General features: G+C 52.9%; 19 protein-coding genes. 9 read left to right on the top strand and 10 right to left on the bottom strand.

The genetic code is table 11. From position 1 onward, the window contains the following. The first annotated feature begins 12 nt into the window (after positions 1–12). From pcnB to panD, 5 genes are all read left to right on the top strand, one after another. A complete protein-coding gene (gene pcnB, locus SK39_RS07310; protein WP_203237415.1) occupies positions 13–1,410 on the top strand; it encodes a polynucleotide adenylyltransferase PcnB in 1,398 nt (465 codons plus the stop codon). Beyond that, entirely contained in the window at positions 1,407–1,886 is a 480-nt protein-coding gene (gene folK, locus SK39_RS07315) for a 2-amino-4-hydroxy-6-hydroxymethyldihydropteridine diphosphokinase (RefSeq protein ID WP_003837487.1), read from the top strand. Before pcnB ends, folK begins: the two co-directional genes overlap by 4 nt. Positions 1,887–2,006: 120 nt before the next feature. Further along, positions 2,007–2,798: a 3-methyl-2-oxobutanoate hydroxymethyltransferase gene (gene panB / locus SK39_RS07320; RefSeq protein ID WP_003018636.1), complete on the top strand. Its 792-nt coding sequence runs from the start codon at positions 2,007–2,009 to the stop codon at positions 2,796–2,798. Between the two features lie 121 nt (positions 2,799–2,919). After that, positions 2,920–3,774 carry a pantoate--beta-alanine ligase gene (gene panC / locus SK39_RS07325; protein ID WP_003018638.1) on the top strand — a complete coding sequence of 285 codons (855 nt, stop codon included), beginning with the start codon at positions 2,920–2,922 and terminating at the stop codon, positions 3,772–3,774. 95 nt (positions 3,775–3,869) lie between these two features. After that, on the top strand, positions 3,870–4,250 hold the full coding sequence (panD, locus tag SK39_RS07330) for an aspartate 1-decarboxylase (protein WP_003018640.1): 381 nt from the start codon (positions 3,870–3,872) through the stop codon (positions 4,248–4,250). 6 nt (positions 4,251–4,256) lie between these two features. Here panD and SK39_RS07335 read toward each other — a convergent pair whose 3' ends face one another. From SK39_RS07335 to SK39_RS07350, 4 genes are all read right to left on the bottom strand, one after another. Then, positions 4,257–5,486 (bottom strand): polysaccharide deacetylase family protein, encoded by a 1,230-nt coding sequence (locus SK39_RS07335; protein WP_048216832.1) that lies wholly within the window; start codon positions 5,484–5,486, stop codon positions 4,257–4,259. A gap of 61 nt (positions 5,487–5,547) precedes the next feature. Beyond that, complete coding sequence (locus SK39_RS07340) at positions 5,548–5,988, bottom strand: PTS sugar transporter subunit IIA (protein WP_003837482.1); 441 nt, start codon at positions 5,986–5,988, stop codon at positions 5,548–5,550. Between the two features lie 103 nt (positions 5,989–6,091). Beyond that, on the bottom strand, positions 6,092–6,862 hold the full coding sequence (locus SK39_RS07345) for an ABC transporter permease (RefSeq protein WP_044698968.1): 771 nt from the start codon (positions 6,860–6,862) through the stop codon (positions 6,092–6,094). Next, positions 6,859–7,785, bottom strand: a complete 927-nt coding sequence (locus SK39_RS07350; protein ID WP_044698970.1) for an ABC transporter ATP-binding protein — start codon at positions 7,783–7,785, stop codon at positions 6,859–6,861. Before SK39_RS07350 ends, SK39_RS07345 begins: the two co-directional genes overlap by 4 nt. Before the next feature lie 108 nt (positions 7,786–7,893). Between SK39_RS07350 and can the strand changes: the two genes are divergently transcribed. Then, on the top strand, positions 7,894–8,556 hold the full coding sequence (can, locus tag SK39_RS07355; protein WP_048216833.1) for a carbonate dehydratase: 663 nt from the start codon (positions 7,894–7,896) through the stop codon (positions 8,554–8,556). 93 nt (positions 8,557–8,649) lie between these two features. Here can and hpt read toward each other — a convergent pair whose 3' ends face one another. The 3 genes from hpt to cueO all read right to left on the bottom strand — a co-directional run bounded on the left by hpt (position 8,650) and on the right by cueO (position 12,915). Beyond that, entirely contained in the window at positions 8,650–9,186 is a 537-nt protein-coding gene (gene hpt, locus SK39_RS07360) for a hypoxanthine phosphoribosyltransferase (RefSeq protein ID WP_003018658.1), read from the bottom strand. 251 nt (positions 9,187–9,437) lie between these two features. Then, positions 9,438–11,093, bottom strand: a complete 1,656-nt coding sequence (tcp, locus tag SK39_RS07365) for a methyl-accepting chemotaxis citrate transducer (protein ID WP_003837476.1) — start codon at positions 11,091–11,093, stop codon at positions 9,438–9,440. Positions 11,094–11,277: 184 nt separating this feature from the next. Continuing rightward, positions 11,278–12,915, bottom strand: coding sequence for a multicopper oxidase CueO (gene cueO / locus SK39_RS07370; protein WP_048216834.1), 1,638 nt, complete (start codon positions 12,913–12,915; stop codon positions 11,278–11,280). A gap of 153 nt (positions 12,916–13,068) precedes the next feature. Between cueO and SK39_RS07375 the strand changes: the two genes are divergently transcribed. Continuing rightward, positions 13,069–13,416, top strand: a complete 348-nt coding sequence (locus SK39_RS07375; protein ID WP_003018667.1) for a YacC family pilotin-like protein — start codon at positions 13,069–13,071, stop codon at positions 13,414–13,416. 33 nt (positions 13,417–13,449) lie between these two features. Here the strand turns inward: SK39_RS07375 and yacL are convergent, their stop codons facing one another. Then, positions 13,450–13,812 (bottom strand): protein YacL, encoded by a 363-nt coding sequence (gene yacL / locus SK39_RS07380; RefSeq protein WP_003018670.1) that lies wholly within the window; start codon positions 13,810–13,812, stop codon positions 13,450–13,452. A 174-nt stretch (positions 13,813–13,986) separates the two neighbouring features. Then, a complete protein-coding gene (gene acnB / locus SK39_RS07385) occupies positions 13,987–16,584 on the bottom strand; it encodes a bifunctional aconitate hydratase 2/2-methylisocitrate dehydratase (protein ID WP_003829483.1) in 2,598 nt (865 codons plus the stop codon). Positions 16,585–17,032: 448 nt separating this feature from the next. Between acnB and SK39_RS07390 the strand changes: the two genes are divergently transcribed. After that, positions 17,033–18,637 carry a DUF3300 domain-containing protein gene (locus tag SK39_RS07390; RefSeq protein WP_048216835.1) on the top strand — a complete coding sequence of 535 codons (1,605 nt, stop codon included), beginning with the start codon at positions 17,033–17,035 and terminating at the stop codon, positions 18,635–18,637. A gap of 10 nt (positions 18,638–18,647) precedes the next feature. After that, positions 18,648–19,442: a DUF2950 family protein gene (locus SK39_RS07395; RefSeq protein ID WP_016149562.1), complete on the top strand. Its 795-nt coding sequence runs from the start codon at positions 18,648–18,650 to the stop codon at positions 19,440–19,442. Positions 19,443–19,505: 63 nt separating this feature from the next. Here the strand turns inward: SK39_RS07395 and traT are convergent, their stop codons facing one another. Beyond that, a complete protein-coding gene (traT, locus tag SK39_RS07400) occupies positions 19,506–20,237 on the bottom strand; it encodes a complement resistance protein TraT (protein WP_003837465.1) in 732 nt (243 codons plus the stop codon). Between the last annotated feature and the right edge of the window lie 76 nt (positions 20,238–20,313).

The following is a 20,313-nucleotide window of genomic DNA, read 5'->3' on the forward strand; positions in this document are numbered from 1 at the left end:
CCGAGGTGCACTATTTTTACCCGAGTCGCTAATTTTTGCCGCAAGGTGCTAAGCCGCGAGGAGCGCGAGGCTGAGCTCGCCGTCGCCCGTCCACATATGACGGTAATTCCGCGTGAGCAGCACTCTATCTCCCGCAAAGATATCAGTGAAAATGCCCTGAAGGTAATGTACAGGCTCAATAAGGCCGGATACGAGGCATGGCTGGTTGGCGGTGGTGTACGCGATCTTTTGCTGGGCAAAAAGCCGAAAGATTTTGATGTCACTACTAACGCAACGCCGGATCAGGTGCGTAAACTGTTTCGTAACTGTCGCCTGGTCGGTCGCCGTTTCCGTCTGGCTCATGTCATGTTCGGTCCAGAAATTATCGAAGTGGCGACGTTCCGCGGCCATCATGAAGGCAGCGAAGCCGATCGTACCACGTCGCAACGCGGGCAAAACGGTATGTTGCTGCGCGACAACATCTTCGGCTCCATTGAAGAAGATGCCCAACGTCGCGATTTCACGATAAACAGCCTGTATTACAGCGTGGCCGATTTCACCGTGCGTGATTACGTCGGCGGTATGCAGGACCTCGAAGAGGGCATCATTCGCCTGATCGGTAATCCGGAAACGCGCTATCGCGAAGATCCCGTGCGTATGCTGCGCGCCGTGCGCTTTGCCGCCAAGCTCGACATGCGTATCAGCCCGGAAACCGCAGAGCCGATCCCGCGTCTGGCAACGCTGCTGAACGACATTCCTCCCGCACGCCTGTTTGAAGAAGCACTTAAGCTGTTACAGGCGGGCTATGGGTATGAAACCTATAAAAAACTGCGTGAGTACAGCCTGTTCCAGCCGCTGTTCCCAACCATTACACGCTACTTCACCGAAGACGGTGACAGCCCGATGGAACGCATTATCGCTCAGGTGCTGAAGAATACCGATAACCGCATTAACAATGATATGCGCGTTAACCCGGCGTTCTTGTTCGCCGCGATGTTCTGGTATCCGTTACTGGAAGCCGCGCAGAAAATTGCGCAAGAAAGCGGTTTGGCCTACTACGACGCTTTCGCGCTGGCAATGAACGACGTGCTGGACGAAGCCTGCCGCTCGCTGGCGATCCCGAAACGTCTGACCTCGCTAACCCGCGATATCTGGCAGTTGCAATTACGTATGTCCCGTCGTCAGGGTAAACGCGCCTGGAAGCTGATGGAACATCCAAAGTTCCGCGCAGCTTATGACCTGTTAGCACTGCGTGCCGAAGTAGAACACAACGCTGAACTGCAACGACTGGCGAAATGGTGGGGTGAATTCCAGGTTTCCGCGCCGCCGGAACAAAAAGGCATGCTGAACGAACTGGATGAAGAGCCTGACGTACGCCGTCGCCATCGCCGCCCGCGTAAGCGTGCGCCGCGTCGCGAAGGTAGCGCGTGACCGTCGTTTATATCGCCATCGGCAGTAATTTAGCTTCTCCCCTGGAGCAGGTGAATGCTGCCGTGCAAGCGATCGGCGAAATCCCTGACAGCCGTATCGTTGCGGTTTCTTCGTTTTATCGTACCCCCCCGTTGGGTCCACAGGATCAGCCCGACTATCTGAACGCCGCCGTGGCTCTGGATACCGCTCTCGCCCCCGAAGCGTTGCTGGATCATACCCAGCGAATTGAACTGCAACAGGGCCGGGTGCGCAAAGCTGAACGCTGGGGACCGCGAACGCTGGATCTGGATATTATGTTGTTCGGCGATGAAGTGATTAACACGGAACGTTTAACCGTGCCGCACTACGACATGAAAAATCGTGGTTTTATGCTGTGGCCGTTATTCGAAATTGCGCCTGAGCTTATTTTTCCGGATGGAATCAGACTGCATCAGCACCTCACCCATCTTGGTACTGCAAAACCTGCACACTGGTAAAGTATCTCCTCCCCTTTAGCGTTTACTGCTTTAGCGCCAAACGATTGCTTAAAACAATTGCCCCCCTGAATGTGACTGTTAGAATGCCGATAAATATGACTTTCATCATCAGGAAATGTTATGAAACCCACTACCATTTCACTGCTGCAGAAATGCAAGCAAGAGAAAAAACGCTTCGCGACAATTACCGCCTACGACTACAGCTTTGCCAAACTATTTGCTGACGAGGGCATTAACGTGATGCTGGTTGGCGACTCGCTGGGCATGACGATCCAGGGACATGACTCCACTCTGCCTGTCACCGTTGACGATATCGCCTACCACACTCGCGCTGTGCGTCGCGGCGCCCCTAACTGTCTACTGCTTTCCGATCTCCCATTTATGACGTACGCCACCCCGGAACAGGCGTTTGAAAACGCCGCGGTGGTTATGCGTGCGGGCGCCAACATGGTCAAAATTGAAGGCGGCGCGTGGCTGGTTGATACGGTGAAAATGCTCACCGAACGCGCCGTACCGGTTTGCGGCCATCTGGGGTTAACTCCGCAGTCGGTGAACGTGTTTGGCGGCTATAAAATTCAGGGCCGCGGCGATGCCGGACAAGTGCTGCTGGATGACGCGCTGGCCTTAGAAGCCGCTGGCGCTCAGCTGTTGGTGCTGGAGTGCGTGCCGGTTGAGTTGGCGAAGCGCGTCACTGAAGCACTTTCTATTCCGGTTATCGGTATTGGCGCAGGTAACGTCACGGACGGGCAAATTCTCGTCATGCACGATGCGTTTGGCATTACCGGTGGTCATATCCCGAAATTTGCGAAGAATTTCCTCAATGAAGCAGGCGACATGCGCGCCGCAGTGCGGCAGTATATGACTGAAGTGGAGTCCGGCGTTTACCCGGGCGAAGAACACAGCTTCCATTAATTTATCCGCCAGCACGCCATTACGCCGGATGGTGACGCTACGCGCCTTATCCGGCCTACATCTTCACGCGTAGGCCTGATAAGCGAAGCGCCATCAGGCATCGTATTTAAGGAGTCTTGTTGTGTTAATTATTGAAACCCTGCCGCTGCTGCGCCAGCATATTCGTCGTCTGCGTCAGGAAGGTAAACGCATCGCACTGGTTCCCACCATGGGAAATCTGCACGACGGCCATATGAAGCTGGTCGATGAGGCAAAAGCCCGGGCTGATGTGGTAATCGCCAGCATTTTCGTCAACCCGATGCAGTTTGACCGACCGGACGATCTGGTGCGTTATCCGCGCACACTGCAGGAAGATTGTGAAAAGCTGAACAAGCGCAAAGTCGATTATGTTTTTGCACCAGCCGTTGAGGAAATCTATCCACAGGGTCTGGAAGGCCAGACTTTTGTTGAGGTTCCCGGTCTCTCCACCATGCTGGAAGGTGCCAGCCGTCCGGGCCATTTCCGTGGCGTTTCCACTATCGTCAGCAAGCTGTTCAACCTTATCCAGCCTGACCTCGCCTGCTTCGGCGAGAAAGATTTCCAACAGTTGGCGCTGATCCGCAAAATGGTGGCGGATATGGGTTATGACATTGAGATCGTTGGCGTGCCGATTATTCGCGCCAAAGACGGCCTGGCGCTTAGCTCACGTAACGGTTATCTGACCGCTGAACAGCGTAAAATTGCGCCGGGTCTGCACAAAGTGATGAATAGCATCGCAGAAAAACTGATTGCGGGTAATCGTGAGTTGCAGGAGATTATTGCTATTGCCGAGCAGGAGCTGAATGAAAAAGGCTTCCGCGCCGACGATATTCAGATTCGTGATGCCGACACGCTGCTGGAGCTGACGGAAACCAGCAAACGCGCGGTGATTCTGGCTGCCGCCTGGCTGGGTCAGGCGCGTCTGATCGATAATCAAAGCGTTACATTAGCCCAGTAGACAGGGGTTAAAAATCGGGCAATACTGCCTGAGAATTTCTCAAAGCAGGCCAGTTTCGTCTGCTTAGCCAAGGTAAACGACAGGGTATAGAAGTTATGATTCGCACCATGCTGCAAGGCAAGCTCCACCGCGTAAAAGTCACGCAGGCGGACCTGCATTACGAAGGCTCCTGCGCCATCGACCAGGATTTCCTCGATGCCTCAGGTATTCTGGAAAACGAAGCTATTGATATCTGGAACGTAACCAACGGTAAACGTTTCTCAACCTATGCAATTGCGGCTGAACGCGGCTCCAGAATCATCTCGGTGAACGGAGCAGCGGCGCATTGCGCTGATGTTGGCGATATTGTAATTATCGCCAGCTTCGTCACCATGTCTGACGAAGAAGCCCGCACCTGGCGTCCGAAAGTGGCCTATTTTGAAGGCGACAACGAGATGAAGCGCACCGCGAAAGCTATTCCGGTACAGGTTGCCTGACAGTACTTACCCCTGCGGCTGATTGACTATCAGCCGCGACATCGTCTCCAGCGAATCCGTCCTTAAAATATAAAGCCTTTTCAATAAGAACTGATTATCTCCCGGCTTAACCTTCCCTCTCACCGTGGTGACCGCCATGTGGAATCCCGCGTCGCCTGCTGCTTTTACCGCCGTGGCGTTATAACCCCCAAACGGATACGAAAGATACAGAACATGAGGATTAAACTGGGACAATGCCCGGCGCGAACGGGCGAAATCGAACAGAATATTATGATAGCTGCGACTCAATAGGATCGGCCGGCGATTCGCATCAACCCGATGCAAAAAATGGGTATGCGACTGGAAGTCGAACACGTCGCGGATCTCGTTCAGTTCAGAAAGACTCATAAACTGCAGCGATTTCGGATCCCACTTCTGCGGGTGGCGCTTGATGCGTGAGGAGATGATAAACGCCGTGGCCTTCATGCCGTGCTGCTTCAAAATGGGGTAAGCATAACGGCTCACTGACTTGAGACCATCATCAAAAGTCAGCACCACCGCCCGCGCCGGGAGATTCATTTTATTCTGCACGTAGCCTTCCAGTTGATACATCGTCAACGTGGTGTAGCCGCGATCCTGAAGCCAGGCCATCTGGTTGCTGAAAGCGCGTACGGAGGTTGTGGTGGAGGTATGGCGAAAGCGGGTATTCTCTTCATCGCGCAAAATATGATGGTAGGTTAACACAGGGATACCGTTGTCTTCCTGCGCATCCAGCGCGCTAACATAGGCCAGTCGGCCACCAATGCGAATCTGGTACCAGGTCTGGTTGAGTCGGTCTTTAAGCTTGCTGATAATCGGATAACGCAGATTATCCGCCAGCACGCCAAACGGGGCGCTACCGACATCCGGAGCGTTATAAACCGATGTATCTTTCCAGGTTATCAGACTTTGGTTACTGAGCGGTTTATTGAGATCGCCCAGACCATCATCGACTTTCTGCCGCCCCTGAACGGGCTCCAGGTGTCCCTTATCAATAAACCCGGTGCCAAAACCAAAGGAAAATTCGTAATAGTCTGCCGCAATAGGCTCAACAGCGAGGATCTGCCCGGCGCGAATATTCCCAACCGTCACCATCTTATTGCCAATCTGCGCCCATACGGCGGCGGCTTCGGTGGTTTGCATATAACGAGCAGGCAAAGCCGCAGCGACGCAGCCAGAAAACAGGAGCAATAAAACAAGCAGAACGCGCATAACCATATGAGATAACCGAGGCGAGTAACCTCGGCTATTGTAGCAAAAGCATCATCAATACCAATGATTAATACTCATACAAATCATGCTTCAATACGAAGGGGGGATTTTTTTGTTGTTGATGCCAGAGGCTGGAGACTTCGGGGCCTCCAAGTGCGACGATGCAATCCCGAAACGCAGAACTGCTCAGCGATTCCCGTGACGAAATCATTCGCTCAAGCAATGGATAGCTGATACCTGAAATCACTTCACACTGGGGGTGTTTATGACTCATTAACGACGCGACACGGTAAGGCGCAGCCCCAGCCATATCCGTCAGAAATACCACACCCTCACCTGAATCTGTAGCATGCAGAGCATGGCACATCATGCGGCTTAGCATATTCGAGCTGAGTCCACGCCAAAAACTTACCGCCTGACATTGGGCCAACGGGCCGTACTTTTTCTCCAGACGATGCAGCATATCCTGTGCCTTATCGTCATGACAGGTAATTACCCAACCTAACATTGCCTACCTCCTTAGCAGGCAAGTAGTTTATCAGTGTGATAAATCCATAATGGTGACAAGCATCAAAAGTCTTCCTCTCCCAGGCAAGGAGAGGAAGAAAGAATTAGCTGCGCAGGCCGCGTCCGCGCTGAATCAGGTACCAGCACAGCAAATAAAACGCAGCGATAAACACCACCAGCACACCAAACGTGGTGACCAGCGGAACATCATGAATCCCCAGGAAGCCGTAGCGGAAACCGCTAATCATGTAGACAATCGGGTTCAGATGCGACAGCCCCTGCCAGAACGGTGGCAGCAGCGTTAGCGAATAGAACACGCCACCCAGATAGGTCAGTGGTGTCAGTACGAAGGTTGGGATCAGGCTGATATCGTCAAAGGTTTTAGCAAAGACAGCGTTCAGCAAACCGGCCAGCGAGAACAGTACCGCCGTTAACATCAGCGTAAGCGCCACAAAGACCCAGGAATGCACCTGGAAAGGCACGAAGAACAGTGAAATAGCCGTTACCAGAACGCCTACGCACAAGCCACGTGCCACGCCGCCGCCAACGAAACCAGCGATGATCACGTGCGTTGGTACCGGGGCGACCAGCAGCTCTTCAATATTGCGTTGAAACTTAGCGCTGAAGAATGACGATGCCACGTTCGCGTACGAGTTGGTGATCACCGCCATCATAATCAGCCCTGGCACGATAAACTGCATGTAGCTAAAACCATGCATTTCGCCGATACGCGAGCCGATTAGGTTACCAAAGATAATAAAATAGAGCGTCATGGTGATGACGGGGGGAACCAGAGTCTGAACCCAGATACGCATAAAGCGGTGGATCTCTTTCGCCCAGATGCTTTTCAGCGCCACCCAATAAAGCTGCATCATGCGCGATCTCCTTGTTTTTCATGAACCAGAGAAACAAACAGTTCTTCCAGTCGGTTCGCTTTGTTACGCATACTCAATACCTGAATGCCCTGCGCGCTAAGCTGAGAGAAGACGCTGTTAACCCCCTGTTCACGCAGCACCTCCACTTCCAGCGTGGAAGTGTCTACCAGCCGGTACTGATAACCGTCCAGTTTCGGCAACGGGCTTTTCGGTGCCAGATCGAGAATAAAGGTCTCGGATTTCAACTTAGAGAGCAGGCTCTTCATCGAGGTGTTTTCCACCAGCTCGCCGTGCTGAATAATGCCGATATTGCGACACAGCATTTCTGCTTCTTCGAGGTAGTGAGTGGTCAGAATAATGGTGGTGCCTTTGTCGTTTAAATCCTTTAAAAAGCCCCACATTGAACGACGCAGTTCAATGTCGACACCCGCCGTTGGTTCATCCAGGATGAGTAATTTTGGTTCGTGCATCAGAGCACGAGCAATCATCAGACGGCGTTTCATCCCGCCGGAAAGCATGCGCGCACGCTCGTTACGTTTTTCCCATAAATCGAGCTGCTTTAAATATACTTCGCTGCGTTTGACCGCCTCTTTATGCTCAACGCCGTAGTAACCCGCCTGGTTGACCACGATCTGCTGCACGGTTTCAAACGGGTTAAAGTTAAACTCCTGCGGTACCAGACCAAGCTGGCGTTTCGCGTTAACCGTATCTTTTTCGAGATCGTATCCGAAGACGCTCACCCGCCCGGAGGTTTTGTTCACTAGCGAGCTGATTATTCCAATGGTGGTGGACTTTCCTGCACCATTCGGTCCCAAAAGCGCATAAAAATCACCCGCTTCGACTTGCAAATCTATCCCGCGTAACGCTTGAACGCCACCGGGATAGGTTTTTTTAAGTTGTTGAAGTTCCAGAGCAATGGTCATGGTTTTTTACTTACCTTACGTTCTGACATTTTATATATAGTTTAATTAATGCTGGAGTTACCCTATATTAGCCCATCGAATTTATCTGGCTTCGGGTCGTACAACTCCATGAAAGACATAGATACACTCATCAGCAACAATGCACTATGGTCAAAGATGCTGGTAGAAGAGGATCCCGGATTTTTTGAAACGCTGACGCATGCACAGAATCCGCGTTTTCTATGGATTGGATGTTCCGATAGCCGCGTTCCCGCTGAACGATTAACCGGTCTTGAACCGGGCGAATTATTTGTTCACCGCAATGTTGCCAATCTGGTTATTCACACCGACCTGAACTGTCTCTCAGTCGTTCAGTATGCGGTGGGTGTGCTGGAAGTGGAACATATTATTATATGCGGCCACTACGGATGCGGCGGCGTCCAGGCGGCGATTGAAAATAAAGAACAAGGGCTGATTGATAACTGGTTACTGCACATCCGCGATATCTGGTTCAAACACAGCTCACTGCTGGGCGAAATGCCGCAGGAACGTCGCATGGACACCCTATGCGAACTGAATGTCATGGAGCAGGTCTACAACCTCGGCCACTCAACCATTATGCGTTCAGCCTGGAAGCGCGGTCAGAAAGTTACCATTCACGGCTGGGCTTACGGTATTCATGACGGTCTATTGCGCGATCTCGACGTCACCGCCACCAGCCGCGAAACGCTGGAGCAGCGCTATCGCCAGGGGTTGTCTAACCTGAGTCAGAAACACAGCAACCATAAATAATGTGACATTGCCGGGAGGCGGAGACGCCTTACCCGGCCTACAAACCTACGCCGCAGGTCTGATAAGCGAAGCGCCATCAGGCGCTCCCGCTAATTACTCGTCCAGCAGCACCACTTTGCCAACATACGGCAGATGGCGATAACGCTGGGCATAGTCAATGCCGTAACCGACCACAAACTCATCTGGAATAGAGAATCCGATAAACTCGACCGGAACATTCACTTCACGACGAGAAGGTTTGTCCAGCAGCGTGCAGATAGCCAGGGATTTCGGCTCGCGCAGGCTCAGAATTTCACGCACTTTGGACAGCGTATTGCCGGAGTCGATGATGTCTTCGACAATCAGCACGTCTTTGCCACGAATGTCTTCATCCAGGTCTTTCAGGATTTTAACATCACGCGTAGTAGACATTCCGCTGCCATAGCTGGATGCCGTCATGAAATCGACTTCGTGGGAGACATGCACTTCACGGCACAGATCCGCCATAAACATAAATGAGCCACGTAACAGACCAACCAGCACCATATCGCTGCCGCTGTCTTTGTAACGTTCGTTAATCTGGCGCCCCAGTTCAGCAATACGCGCTTTGATCTCCGCTTCCGGGATCATCACTTCAACAGTATGTTTCATAAACCCTATAACTCACTGATTTTTATCAGTTAACACATCATGCAGATCGAAAGAAAGCGCTTACGTTGATACACCGACTGACAGACGGCGACCCGCTCTAACCACAAAACTTGCGACAGCATACAAACAATTCAGTTGATGAAGTATACCAGTAAAGAGAGCGGGTTCCTCTGATAGTTCACAGGAGAACCCGTTTGCGTCGTTTTTTGTATGCTTATTAAGCAAAACCTGGTTCGCACGACAGCATGTGGCTAAAACGTTTCCCAATGCGGGTCTTGTGTCGTACTCCCCGCAGAGGTTGCTTGTGGAGCATCCTTAGGCGGTTTCCGATGCTCACTGTTGGAGGTATCGCGAGTGATGCGAAATGCTGCCACGGCCAGGCGTAACTGTTCAGCTTGTTGTTCCAACGAAGCGGCGGCGGCGGCAGACTCTTCTACCAGCGCGGCGTTTTGTTGTGTGACACTGTCCATCTGCGAGACCGCGAGACTCACTTGCTCAATCCCCCGACTCTGTTCCTCTGAGGCTGAGGCGATTTCCCCCATGATGTCCGTCACGCGGGTGACCGCAGCGACAATCTCTTTCATCGTTTTACCCGCGTCCGACACCTGCTGAGATCCCATCCCCACGCTGTGAGTTGAGTTATCAATCAACGCTTTGATCTCTTTGGCTGCCTGAGCGCTACGGCTTGCCAGAGTACGGACTTCACCCGCTACAACAGCAAATCCTCGTCCCTGCTCTCCTGCTCTGGCTGCCTCAACCGCCGCGTTGAGCGCCAGGATATTGGTCTGGAAAGCAATACTGTCGATGACGCTGGTGATCTGCGCAATTTGCTGTGAACTACCGGCAATTTCACTCATCGTGTGCACGACAGTATCAACAACCCGTCCACCACGCGCGGCAGTATCAGACGCATTCTTAGCCAGTTGAGTCGCCTGTTTCGCATTGTCCGTATTTTGCTTCACGGTTGCAGTAAGCTGTTCCATGCTGGCGGCAGTCTCTTCAAGTGAAGCAGCCTGCTGTTCGGTACGCGAAGACAGATCGTTGTTACCTGACGAGATTTCCGCTGCACCGCTATGAATCGTTTCTGAGCTGTTACGCACCGACGTGACTGTCGATATCAGCGACTGTCGCATTTCATCTAACCCCGTCGCCAAACGCCCCATTTCATTACGTCCCTGGACGTCGAGTTGATGGGTCAAATCACCACGGGTAATAATGCGAATATGCTCCATAATCTGCGCCAGGGGTTTAAGCAGCATATGCTGCAACCCACTCCAGATCATGCCCAGAACGATGAGCACAGCGACGACAATTGCCCCTAAAGTCCATTGCATGCGGGTAAAGCTGTGCTGATTCTCCGCCGCCGCGTGCTGAAGCAACGCGTTATTTTCGTTACGCCACTGGTCATAGCTGGCTTCCATTTCATCTTGCGCCTTCTGAGCATCAAGATCGCCATAGGCCTGATAGTTATTCGCGCGCAGATACTCTATCGATAACGCCATCACGTCGTGCATCTGCCGATACTGTTTTTCCATTTCAGATGCAATTTGCGGATTCTGCCCCGACACCTGCGGCAATGACTGATAATGCGCGAAGTATCCCTCAGCCTTCTTCATCGACTCACTCGCCGTTTTTAGCAAAGTATCAATTGCCGCCAGTGAGGCCGGATCGCGTTGGTTCTTTAAGAAACGAATTGCTACGCGGGTTACCGTTACCCGGGTTTTAATCAGCGTATTGACGCTATCACTCAGATTTTCCTGTTGGGCATTCAGGGTGCCTGAGTTCTGGAAATTATGGCGATCATTGTTTACTGCAGAATAAAAAAAACTTCCTGTCACGGCCTGTAGCAAACAGAAAATGGCGAGAACCAGAAGAATGCCGGTAATAACGCGCACATTTTTAATCATAGTATTTCATCCATTGAACTCACATTGGGTACCCAATGATTATCGGCTCTAAAGGCGATTACTTTATGTGCAATAGCAGAATTAGCAGGAGGAGGGAGTCGTGCGATGAAACGCTGTAAAGAGACTGTGTCTCATCCGGCTTACGAGAGATTTCTGTAGGCCGGATAAGCACAGCGCGATTTTTTTAGACGGTGAAGCCGAGCATCATCCCGGTATCTTCATGCTCTAACAGATGGCAGTGCGCCATATAGGCATGCTCTTTTGGCGCGTCATGGTCAAACTTAACCAATACCTCGCTCACGCCGCCTTCTACCCGCACCGTGTCCTTCCATCCCGCACGGTGTGCGGCAGGCGCTTTGCCATTCTCAGACAGAATGCGGAACTGCGTGCCGTGAATGTGGAACGGATGCAGCATCATGTCGCCCTGACCAGAAATCACCCAGCGTTCATGCTGCCCTTTTGCCGCGGCAAACATCGGTTTATTCATATCAAACGCCTGACCATTAATCCGGTTGGCATTATGGAAATCAAACGATCCGCCATGCTTCATGTTGCCCATGTTGCCCATGTTGCCCATGTTGCCATGCTGCATATTCCCCATCTCACCGTGGTTCATATTGCCATGATTCATATTGCCGTGGTCCATATTGTCATTATTCATATGGCCCATCATCTTTCCATGATCCATACCCGCCATGGCCTGACCGCCGAATTTCTTCATCAGCATTTGCATGCCCATCATATCGAGCATCGGATCCATCGACAGCTGCAGCTTGCGCACCGTCAGACCTTCCAGTGACGGCAGCGATGGCATGGATGTCAGCGTATCCGGCAGCGTGCCGGAAGCGGTAATCAGCAGCGGCTGAACACGCATCACCGGGTGCGGCTTATCAAATGGCGCAATTGCCATCCCCATCTGGCTGACTGGCAGAGTTACCAGATCAAAAGCTTTGCCGTCACTGACATCCACCAGCACTTCAAAGCGCTCGCCCATCAGCATAGGAAGCTCGGTCACTTTTACCGGTTCCGCCAACAGTCCACCGTCGCTAGCAATGACGTACAAAGGACGATTGTCGCTGGCCGCAATGTTCAGCGAGCGCGCGTTACAACCATTCAACAGACGCAGGCGCAGCCAGCCGCGCGGTGCGGCATGCTGAGGATAAATCGCCCCATTGGTCAGCAGCGTATCGCCAAACCAGCCGACGGCGGCGGTCATGATGTCCAGTTGATAATCAACCTGCCCATCAGCAGAGAACTGTTTGTCCTGAATAATTACCGGCACATCATCAATTCCCCACTGTTTAGGCAGCATCAGCTTGCGAATCTCTTCGTCTTCAATCAGCACCAGTCCGGCCAGCCCCATCGCTACCTGATGACCGGTCTTTCCATGCTGATGAGGGTGGAACCAGCAGGTTGCCGCGCGCTGATCCGGCGTGAAGGTCACTGAACGTTTCCCGCCCGCCGGGATTATGCCTTGCGGCCCACCGTCGACTTCACCAGGGATTTCCAGCCCGTGCCAGTGTAGCGTTGTATCTTCGGTAAGCTGGTTATGAATGTCGACGGTCACCGATTGCCCTTTGTTCAGCTTGACCGCCGGGCCGAGCAGATTGCCGTTATATCCCCAGGTCGTGGCCGTCTTACCGGCAAAGTTTGACTGCCCGGCTTGCACGATCAGCTGGATGCGATTCGAAGCATCGGCGGTTAACAGATCAGGAATGGGTAAGGCGGGACGGTCGGCGGCAAATACGCTCCGGCTCCACAGAGGTAACGCTGACGCGACACCCAGTGCCACGGAGTACTTTAAAAAGTCACGACGTTGCATTCTCACTTCCTTATATTCAGCAGCTTAAGCAGGCTATCTTTTAAGCATAAGCCTTCCCCTTACGGGAAGGTCAAGTGAACGGCTAATAATAAAGGTCGTCGCTTCGCTCGCAGTATGCTAACGTTTAAATTCCGTGATGCAGTGGTAGAAGCAATGAAGACGTTTTTCAGAACAGTTTTGTTCGGTAGCCTGATGGCCGTATGCGCAAACAGCTACGCGCTTAGCGAGTCCGAAGCCGAAGATATGGCCGATTTAACGGCAGTTTTTGTTTTTCTGAAAAATGACTGTGGATACCAGAATTTGCCTAATGGGCAGATTCGTCGCGCACTGGTCTTTTTTGCCCAGCAAAACCAGTGGGATCTGAGTAATTACGACACCTTCAATATGAAAGCGCTGGGTGAAGACAGCTACCGCGATCTCAGCGGTATCGGCATCCCCACGGCAAAGAAATGCAAAGCACTGGCGCGTGATTCTCTGAGCCTGCTGGCGTACGTGAAGTAACAGACATAGCGGAGCCCGCTGGCTCCGCATGAATTAACGCTGTTGCACAAATTCGCGGTATGCCGCCACAACCTGAAGAAAGTCCTCTACACCACAAAGTGAAAAACTTTCTTCGTCGTAATAGCTCATCCCCTCTTCCATCTCATCTCCAGAGAACTCCAACTGATTAGCGCGAACCATCACTTCTTCGCCATCCAGCCAGAGCGTGTATTCATGCCCTGCTCGCTGCCAGGAGCGCTCACTGCCCTTAACCGCACGCGCCGCCTGTTCCACTTCATCAAGTAAGGCCAGGTTTTCTTTCACTTCTTCATTAAACCAGTGCCCCACCACCTCGTGGCCCATGGACATACGCACTTTTACCACCCCGGTAATATCGCGCAGAAATTCGTAATCCATAATGTCTTCCTCTACTCCCGGCAATGCGCCAATACCGCATCGCGCCTTGCTGTAATTATCGCAGCAGCGCGGCAGAAAAAAAGCGTAGTGGGTATAAGGAATAGAAATAAAAATGCCCGGAGAAGCAGACTTCTCCGGGCATTGATGTGTTTTTACACAAAACGCGTTAGCGCATTACACCGCGGTCTGGAAAATCACACCATCGGCTTTCTCCGTATACTGAGACAGCTGGTCGAAGTTCAGATAACGGTAAGTATCCACGGCAGTTTTATCCACCTGCGCCACATAGGTCTGATACTCTTCCGCCGTCGGCAGTTTGCCGATCAGCGCCGCAACCGCCGCCAGCTCCGCAGAAGCCAGGTAGACGTTTGCCCCGGTACCTAAACGGTTCGGGAAGTTACGAGTAGAGGTCGAGACCACCGTTGCGCCGTCGGCAACACGCGCCTGGTTACCCATGCACAGAGAGCAGCCTGGAATTTCGATACGCGCACCGCTCTTACCGAACACGCTGTAATAACCTTCCTCGGTCAGCTGTGCCGCATCCATACGGGTTGGCGGAGCCACCCACAGACGCGTCGGCAGTTGGCCTTTGTGCGCATCCAGCAGCTTACCTGCGGCACGGAAGTGGCCGATGTTAGTCATGCAGGAGCCGATGAACACTTCGTCGATCTTCTCACCCTGTACGTCAGACAGCAGACGCGCGTCGTCCGGATCGTTCGGTGCACACAAGATTGGTTCTTTGATGTCAGCCAGGTCAATGTCGATCACCGCCGCGTATTCTGCGTCAGCGTCGGCTTCCAGCAACTGCGGATCCGCCAGCCATTTTTCCATGCCCTGCACACGACGTTCCAGCGTACGACGGTCGCCGTAGCCTTCCGCGATCATCCACTTCAGCAGAACGATGTTAGAGTTCAGATACTCAACGATCGGCTCTTTGTTCAGCTTGATGGTACAGCCCGCAGCAGAACGCTCTGCGGAAGCATCGGTCAGTTCGAACGCCTGCTCCACTTTGAGATCCGGCAGACCTTCGATTTCAAGGATGCGGCCAGAGAAGATGTTCTTCTTACCTTTCTTCTCAACGGTCAGCAGACCCTGTTTGATCGCGTACAGCGGAATGGCGTGAACCAGGTCACGCAGAGTGATACCCGGCTGCATTTTACCTTTGAAGCGCACCAGTACCGATTCCGGCATATCCAGCGGCATCACGCCGGTCGCTGCAGCAAACGCCACCAAACCAGAACCTGCCGGGAAGGAGATCCCGATAGGGAAACGGGTATGGGAGTCACCACCGGTACCTACGGTATCCGGCAGCAGCATACGGTTCAGCCAGGAGTGGATAACGCCGTCGCCCGGACGCAGGGAGACACCGCCACGGTTCATGATGAAGTCTGGCAGCGTATGGTGCGTATTGACATCCACCGGCTTCGGATAGGCAGCGGTGTGACAGAAGGACTGCATCACCAGGTCAGCTGAGAAGCCCAGGCACGCCAGGTCTTTCAGTTCGTCACGGGTCATTGGGCCGGTGGTATCCTGAGATCCCACGGAGGTCATCTTCGGTTCGCAGTACGCGCCCGGACGGATACCTTTCACGCCGCAGGCGCGGCCAACCATTTTCTGTGCCAGGGAGAAGCCACGGCTGCTTTCCGCCACGTCTTTCGCCTGACGGAAGACGTCTGAGTGCGGCAGACCCAGCGCTTCGCGCGCTTTGGTGGTCAGGCCACGACCGATGATCAACGGAATACGACCACCGGCACGTACTTCGTCGATCAGGACTTCGGTTTTCAGCTCAAAGCTGGCCAGCAGTTCGCCTGTTTCGTGGTTGCGTACTTCGCCTTTGAACGGGTAAACGTCAATCACGTCGCCCATGTTCATGTTCGACACGTCCACTTCAATCGGCAGTGCGCCCGCATCTTCCATGGTGTTGAAGAAGATAGGTGCAATTTTGCCGCCGAGGCACAGGCCGCCGCCGCGCTTGTTCGGCACATGAGGAATGTCGTCACCCATGAACCACAGCACGGAGTTGGTCGCGGATTTACGCGAAGAACCGGTACCGACAACATCACCCACATAAGCCAGCGGGTAACCTTTTTTCTGCAATTCTTCGATCTGTTTGATCGGGCCAACTACGCCCGGCTGATCCGGTTCGATACCTTCACGGGCGTTTTTCAGCATCGCCAGCGCGTGCAGCGGGATATCTGGGCGGGACCATGCGTCCGGTGCCGGAGAGAGGTCATCGGTGTTGGTTTCACCGGTAACTTTAAAGACGGTAACGGTGATTTTTTCAGCCAGAGCCGGACGGTTCAGGAACCATTCGGCATCGGCCCAGGATTGCATTACCTGCTTCGCATATTCGTTGCCCGCTTTGGCTTTTTCTTCCACATCGTAGAAGTTATCGAACATCAGCAGCGTTGAAGAGAGCGCTTTGGCGGCAATCGGTGCCAGTTTGGCGTCATCCAGCGCGTCGATCAGCGGATGAATGTTGTAACCACCCTGCATGGTGCCCAGCAGTTCAATGGCTTTTTCTGGGGTAACCAGCGGGGAGGTGGTGTCGCCTTTCGCGACGGCAGCGAGAAAACCGGCTTTAACATAAGCGGCTTCATCTACGCCAGGAGGAACACGGTTGATCAACAGGTCTAACAGGAATTCTTCTTCGCCCACAGGCGGGGTCTTCAGCAGCTCGACAAGTGCGGCCATTTGGGTTGCGTCTAAAGGTTTTGGCACAATCCCCTGGGCAGCACGCTCAGCTACGTGCTTACGGTATTCTTCTAGCACGACGATATCTCCTCGCTCTCATTGTCATAATGCGGCGCTTTTGTAGATGGGCGATTCTCTTCACGCTCCTGTGAGACAGTAGTTAGTAGGGTAAATGCCCGGTACCGCATAAGGCACAATAACAGGATTTTCATTAAGTGTTAATCCGTTTACAAAAAAGCAACATAAAAAATTGGCTGAATCGTTAAGAATGGTGTAGCGGCAAGGAGGAACGCAATTCAGGCTACCTAAAACCACCCTGAAACGGTTGATTTTCAAGCGCGAGATGCTGAATTTTCCAGCGACTTTTCAGCCATCAGATATAATTGTGTAATAAATCCTCACACTCTTTTTCCGGACCTACCGGGTGAATCCCCAATAAAAGTCAAAACTGTCTAACACGGGTGAATAATACTCGCGGCAACAGGAACGCCTCACGGCACAGCGCTTGTCTCGTTGGAGTCATTTTATGAAGTTGCCCCTTAAGCCACATCTGCTTGTCCTTTTGTGCAGTGTCGGGCTGTTTGCCGCCTCAGGCGTGATGTTCGTTAAAAGTCGTGCTACGGAGCCTGCAGTTCCGGCCCCCGTTGCACAGCAACCGTCAGCACCGGCTCCAGCGCCCATAGCGGCCCCTGCCCCGGCCGACCAAACAGCGCCCGTCGTGGCACCAACCTACTCGGCAGCACAAATCGATCAGTGGGTTGCACCTATCGCACTCTATCCAGACTCGCTGCTGTCGCAAATTTTGATGGCCTCAACCTATCCGGCTAACGTCATCCAGGCCGCACAGTGGTCAAAAGACAATCCCAAAATGCAGGGCGACGCCGCCATTCAGGCCGTTGCCAGCCAGCCCTGGGATCCCAGCGTGAAATCGCTGGTCGCCTTTCCTCAGTTGATGTCGCTGATGGGTGAAAATCCGCCGTGGGTACAAAGTCTGGGCGATGCTTTCCTTGCGCAGCCAAAAGATGTTATGGATTCCGTTCAACGCCTGCGTGCACTGGCGCAACAGACCGGTGCGTTGCAATCGACACCGCAGCAGACAGTCACCACCGTGACCAAAGCGGCGCCGGCTAAAACCGTCACCAGCGAGTCGACGACCAGTTCAGCGACCACAACAGCCACGACCGCCTCAACAAGCCCAACGGTAATCAAAATTGAATCCGCCGATCCGCAGGTGGTGTACGTTCCTACCTATAACCCGAATACGGTTTACGGTACCTGGCCGAACACCGCCTATCCGCCAACCTATCTGCCGCCAACGCCCGGCGAGCAGTTTGGTAACAGCTTCGTTAATGGTTTAGGCTTCAGCCTCGGTGTTGCCACAACCTATGCCATCTTCAGCAACATCGACTGGGATGACGACGACGATCACCATCATAATGATGACTGGGATAACCATGGCGGCTATAACCGTAATGGTGATAACAACATCAATATTAACGTTGATAACTTTAATAAAATCAGTGGACAACGACTGACAGACGCCAACCGTACCTGGCAGCACAACCCGGCCTATCGTGAGGGTGTGCCATACCCAAATAACCAGCTCAATAACCGCTTCCACTCCACTAACACGGCTACAGGTTTAAGTTCAACCCAGAAAAGACCGGTCAACCGTGATAGCCAACGCCAGGCTGCGATGAGCCAAATGGAAAAATCAACGGGAAAAACATTCCCGCAGACGGCGCGTACGGGCACGAAAGACGCCCAGCGTCAGGCATCCAGCCAACAGCTGAAGCAAATTTCCCAACGTAATAACTACCGTGGTTACGATACCAAACCGCAAACCGCGAAACGGACAAGCATACAGCAACGTGAAAATCGTCAGGCAGTCGCCCAGCGACAGGAGAAACGGGTCACGCAACCGGCGCAGCAACGCAATGTGCAACAGCGCAATCTTCAACAACGGACCAGCCAGCCACGCGCCAATGCGCTGAGCGGGAACGACAGTCGCTCCGCCAACTGGCAGGCGCAGCAACAGCGAGGGGCACAGAGCCGGCAGGTCGCCCGTAATCAGCCATCGCGCCAGCCTTCTGGCGGGCGTGCTGAACACCGTGAATTCCGTCATCGTTAAGGAAACCGACATGAAAAATAAACTACTCAGTGGAATGGTGTTGTTCATGGTTTCGGCTGCCGCGATGGCACAACAATCCTTCAGCACACCAGACCAGGCGACCGATGCGCTGGCAAACGCGATTAGTGAGCAAAATGAAAGTGCAATGAGCAACCTGCTCGGGGAAAACTGGCGTGATTTTCTACCGCCAGAAGGCGTCGATCCTGATGCGGTTGATCGTTTCCTGCGCGACTGGAAGGTTCGCCATAATACCGTTGTCGACGGCAATACCGCGCATCTGGTGGTCGGGGATAGCGACTGGCAACTGCCAATCCCGGTCGTCAAAAACGCTTCAGGCTGGCAATTTGATATCAAGGAAGCGGCCGAAGAGATCCTGACCCGTGAGATTGGACGTAACGAACTCGCGGCTATCGAGGCGTTACACGCTTATGTAGACGCCCAGCAGAGCTATTTTGCGATGAACCAGAAATACGCGCAAAAGATTGTCAGTTCTGAAGGGAAAAAGGATGGTCTGTACTGGCCTGTTTCGCCCGGCGAAGCGCCAAGCCCGCTCGGTCCGGCCTTTAGTCCACAGGAACCTGGCACGGGCTATCACGGCTATCATTTTCGTATCCTTCCCGACAAAACCAGCGGTTTTGCCATGGTGGCCTGGCCTGTTAGCTATGATCACACCGGCGTGATGAGTTTTATGATTAACGGTGATGATAAAGTCTATCAGGCCGATCTCGGCGTTGATTCTCAGCAAAAAGCACAGGCGTTAACCACATTCCATCCGGATAAAACCTGGCAGCCCGTAGCGCCCTGATACCAATTCGAAAGATTAGTTGGCCGGGTAAGGCGTAGCCGCCCCCCGGCAACCCACAGCAAATTACAGGATGTTAGCGACAGATTTCGCCAACTGAGCTTCCAGAACCGGCTTCGCTTCTTCGAACTTCAGATTCACTTTGTTAGCATTAGACACGACGCGAGTCTGATATTTTGCACGATCGCCTTGCGCGCTGCTGGTTTGCAACTTGATACCGGATGTCCCTTGACGCAACGCCGCAACGTTATCCGTTGTCACTTTCGCTTTGCTGCGTTCAGAGATCTGCAGGTCAGTGACCATGGTGTAGTTTACGTCTTCCACCATCGCATCCGCAGCCATGCCGATCAGCCCCGCCGCGATACCAACACCCAGCGCAGCACCAGAGGAGTTGCTATTATAGGCGGTAATCCCCGCCCCCAACGCTGCTCCCATCGCGGCACCTTCATAACCCGTTTTCAGGAAGCCCTGAGCTTCACGCAGATCCATTTTGTCCGCTTTCAATACGTTCGCCTGTACCCAGTAATAAGCGCTGTCTGGTGAGCTGGTCACCTTATAACCTTTCGCGGACAGGTCATTTGCCAGCAGAGTTTGCAGGTTACTCATGTCTTTGTCAGAGGTATTTTTTACCTGAATGTAGACGGTCTTCTCGCTGGAAGGCTCCAGCCAGATGGTTTCACTCATCTGCGTTTTCACTTCAAGGTTACGTTTTTTAACGGCGGTGGTCATCGCGCCACAACCGGTCAGTGTCATTGTCGCGACAATCATGCCAACAACCGCGATTTTTTTTAAAGACATGTATTTTCCTTTTTTCGTGTAATAGAGAGTCCAGAGCCTCTTAACCGCGCGGCCAGTAGCCACACAATGGCGAAAA

Source organism: Citrobacter sp. BIDMC107 (genome assembly GCF_001037575.1).
In the GTDB taxonomy this organism is placed as follows: domain Bacteria; phylum Pseudomonadota; class Gammaproteobacteria; order Enterobacterales; family Enterobacteriaceae; genus Citrobacter; species Citrobacter freundii.

Excerpts from the sequence above, each read along its gene's own strand:
- panB (WP_003018636.1), top strand. The coding sequence starts at position 2,007 with ATGAAACCCACTACCATTTCACTGCTGCAGAAATGCAAGCAAGAGAAA.
- panD (WP_003018640.1), top strand. The coding sequence starts at position 3,870 with ATGATTCGCACCATGCTGCAAGGCAAGCTCCACCGCGTAAAAGTCACG.
- SK39_RS07335 (WP_048216832.1), bottom strand. The coding sequence starts at position 5,486 with ATGGTTATGCGCGTTCTGCTTGTTTTATTGCTCCTGTTTTCTGGCTGC.
- SK39_RS07340 (WP_003837482.1), bottom strand. The coding sequence starts at position 5,988 with ATGTTAGGTTGGGTAATTACCTGTCATGACGATAAGGCACAGGATATG.
- SK39_RS07345 (WP_044698968.1), bottom strand. The coding sequence starts at position 6,862 with ATGATGCAGCTTTATTGGGTGGCGCTGAAAAGCATCTGGGCGAAAGAG.
- SK39_RS07350 (WP_044698970.1), bottom strand. The coding sequence starts at position 7,785 with ATGACCATTGCTCTGGAACTTCAACAACTTAAAAAAACCTATCCCGGT.
- can (WP_048216833.1), top strand. The coding sequence starts at position 7,894 with ATGAAAGACATAGATACACTCATCAGCAACAATGCACTATGGTCAAAG.
- hpt (WP_003018658.1), bottom strand. The coding sequence starts at position 9,186 with ATGAAACATACTGTTGAAGTGATGATCCCGGAAGCGGAGATCAAAGCG.
- tcp (WP_003837476.1), bottom strand. The coding sequence starts at position 11,093 with ATGATTAAAAATGTGCGCGTTATTACCGGCATTCTTCTGGTTCTCGCC.
- cueO (WP_048216834.1), bottom strand. The coding sequence starts at position 12,915 with ATGCAACGTCGTGACTTTTTAAAGTACTCCGTGGCACTGGGTGTCGCG.
- SK39_RS07375 (WP_003018667.1), top strand. The coding sequence starts at position 13,069 with ATGAAGACGTTTTTCAGAACAGTTTTGTTCGGTAGCCTGATGGCCGTA.
- yacL (WP_003018670.1), bottom strand. The coding sequence starts at position 13,812 with ATGGATTACGAATTTCTGCGCGATATTACCGGGGTGGTAAAAGTGCGT.
- SK39_RS07390 (WP_048216835.1), top strand. The coding sequence starts at position 17,033 with ATGAAGTTGCCCCTTAAGCCACATCTGCTTGTCCTTTTGTGCAGTGTC.
- SK39_RS07395 (WP_016149562.1), top strand. The coding sequence starts at position 18,648 with ATGAAAAATAAACTACTCAGTGGAATGGTGTTGTTCATGGTTTCGGCT.
- traT (WP_003837465.1), bottom strand. The coding sequence starts at position 20,237 with ATGTCTTTAAAAAAAATCGCGGTTGTTGGCATGATTGTCGCGACAATG.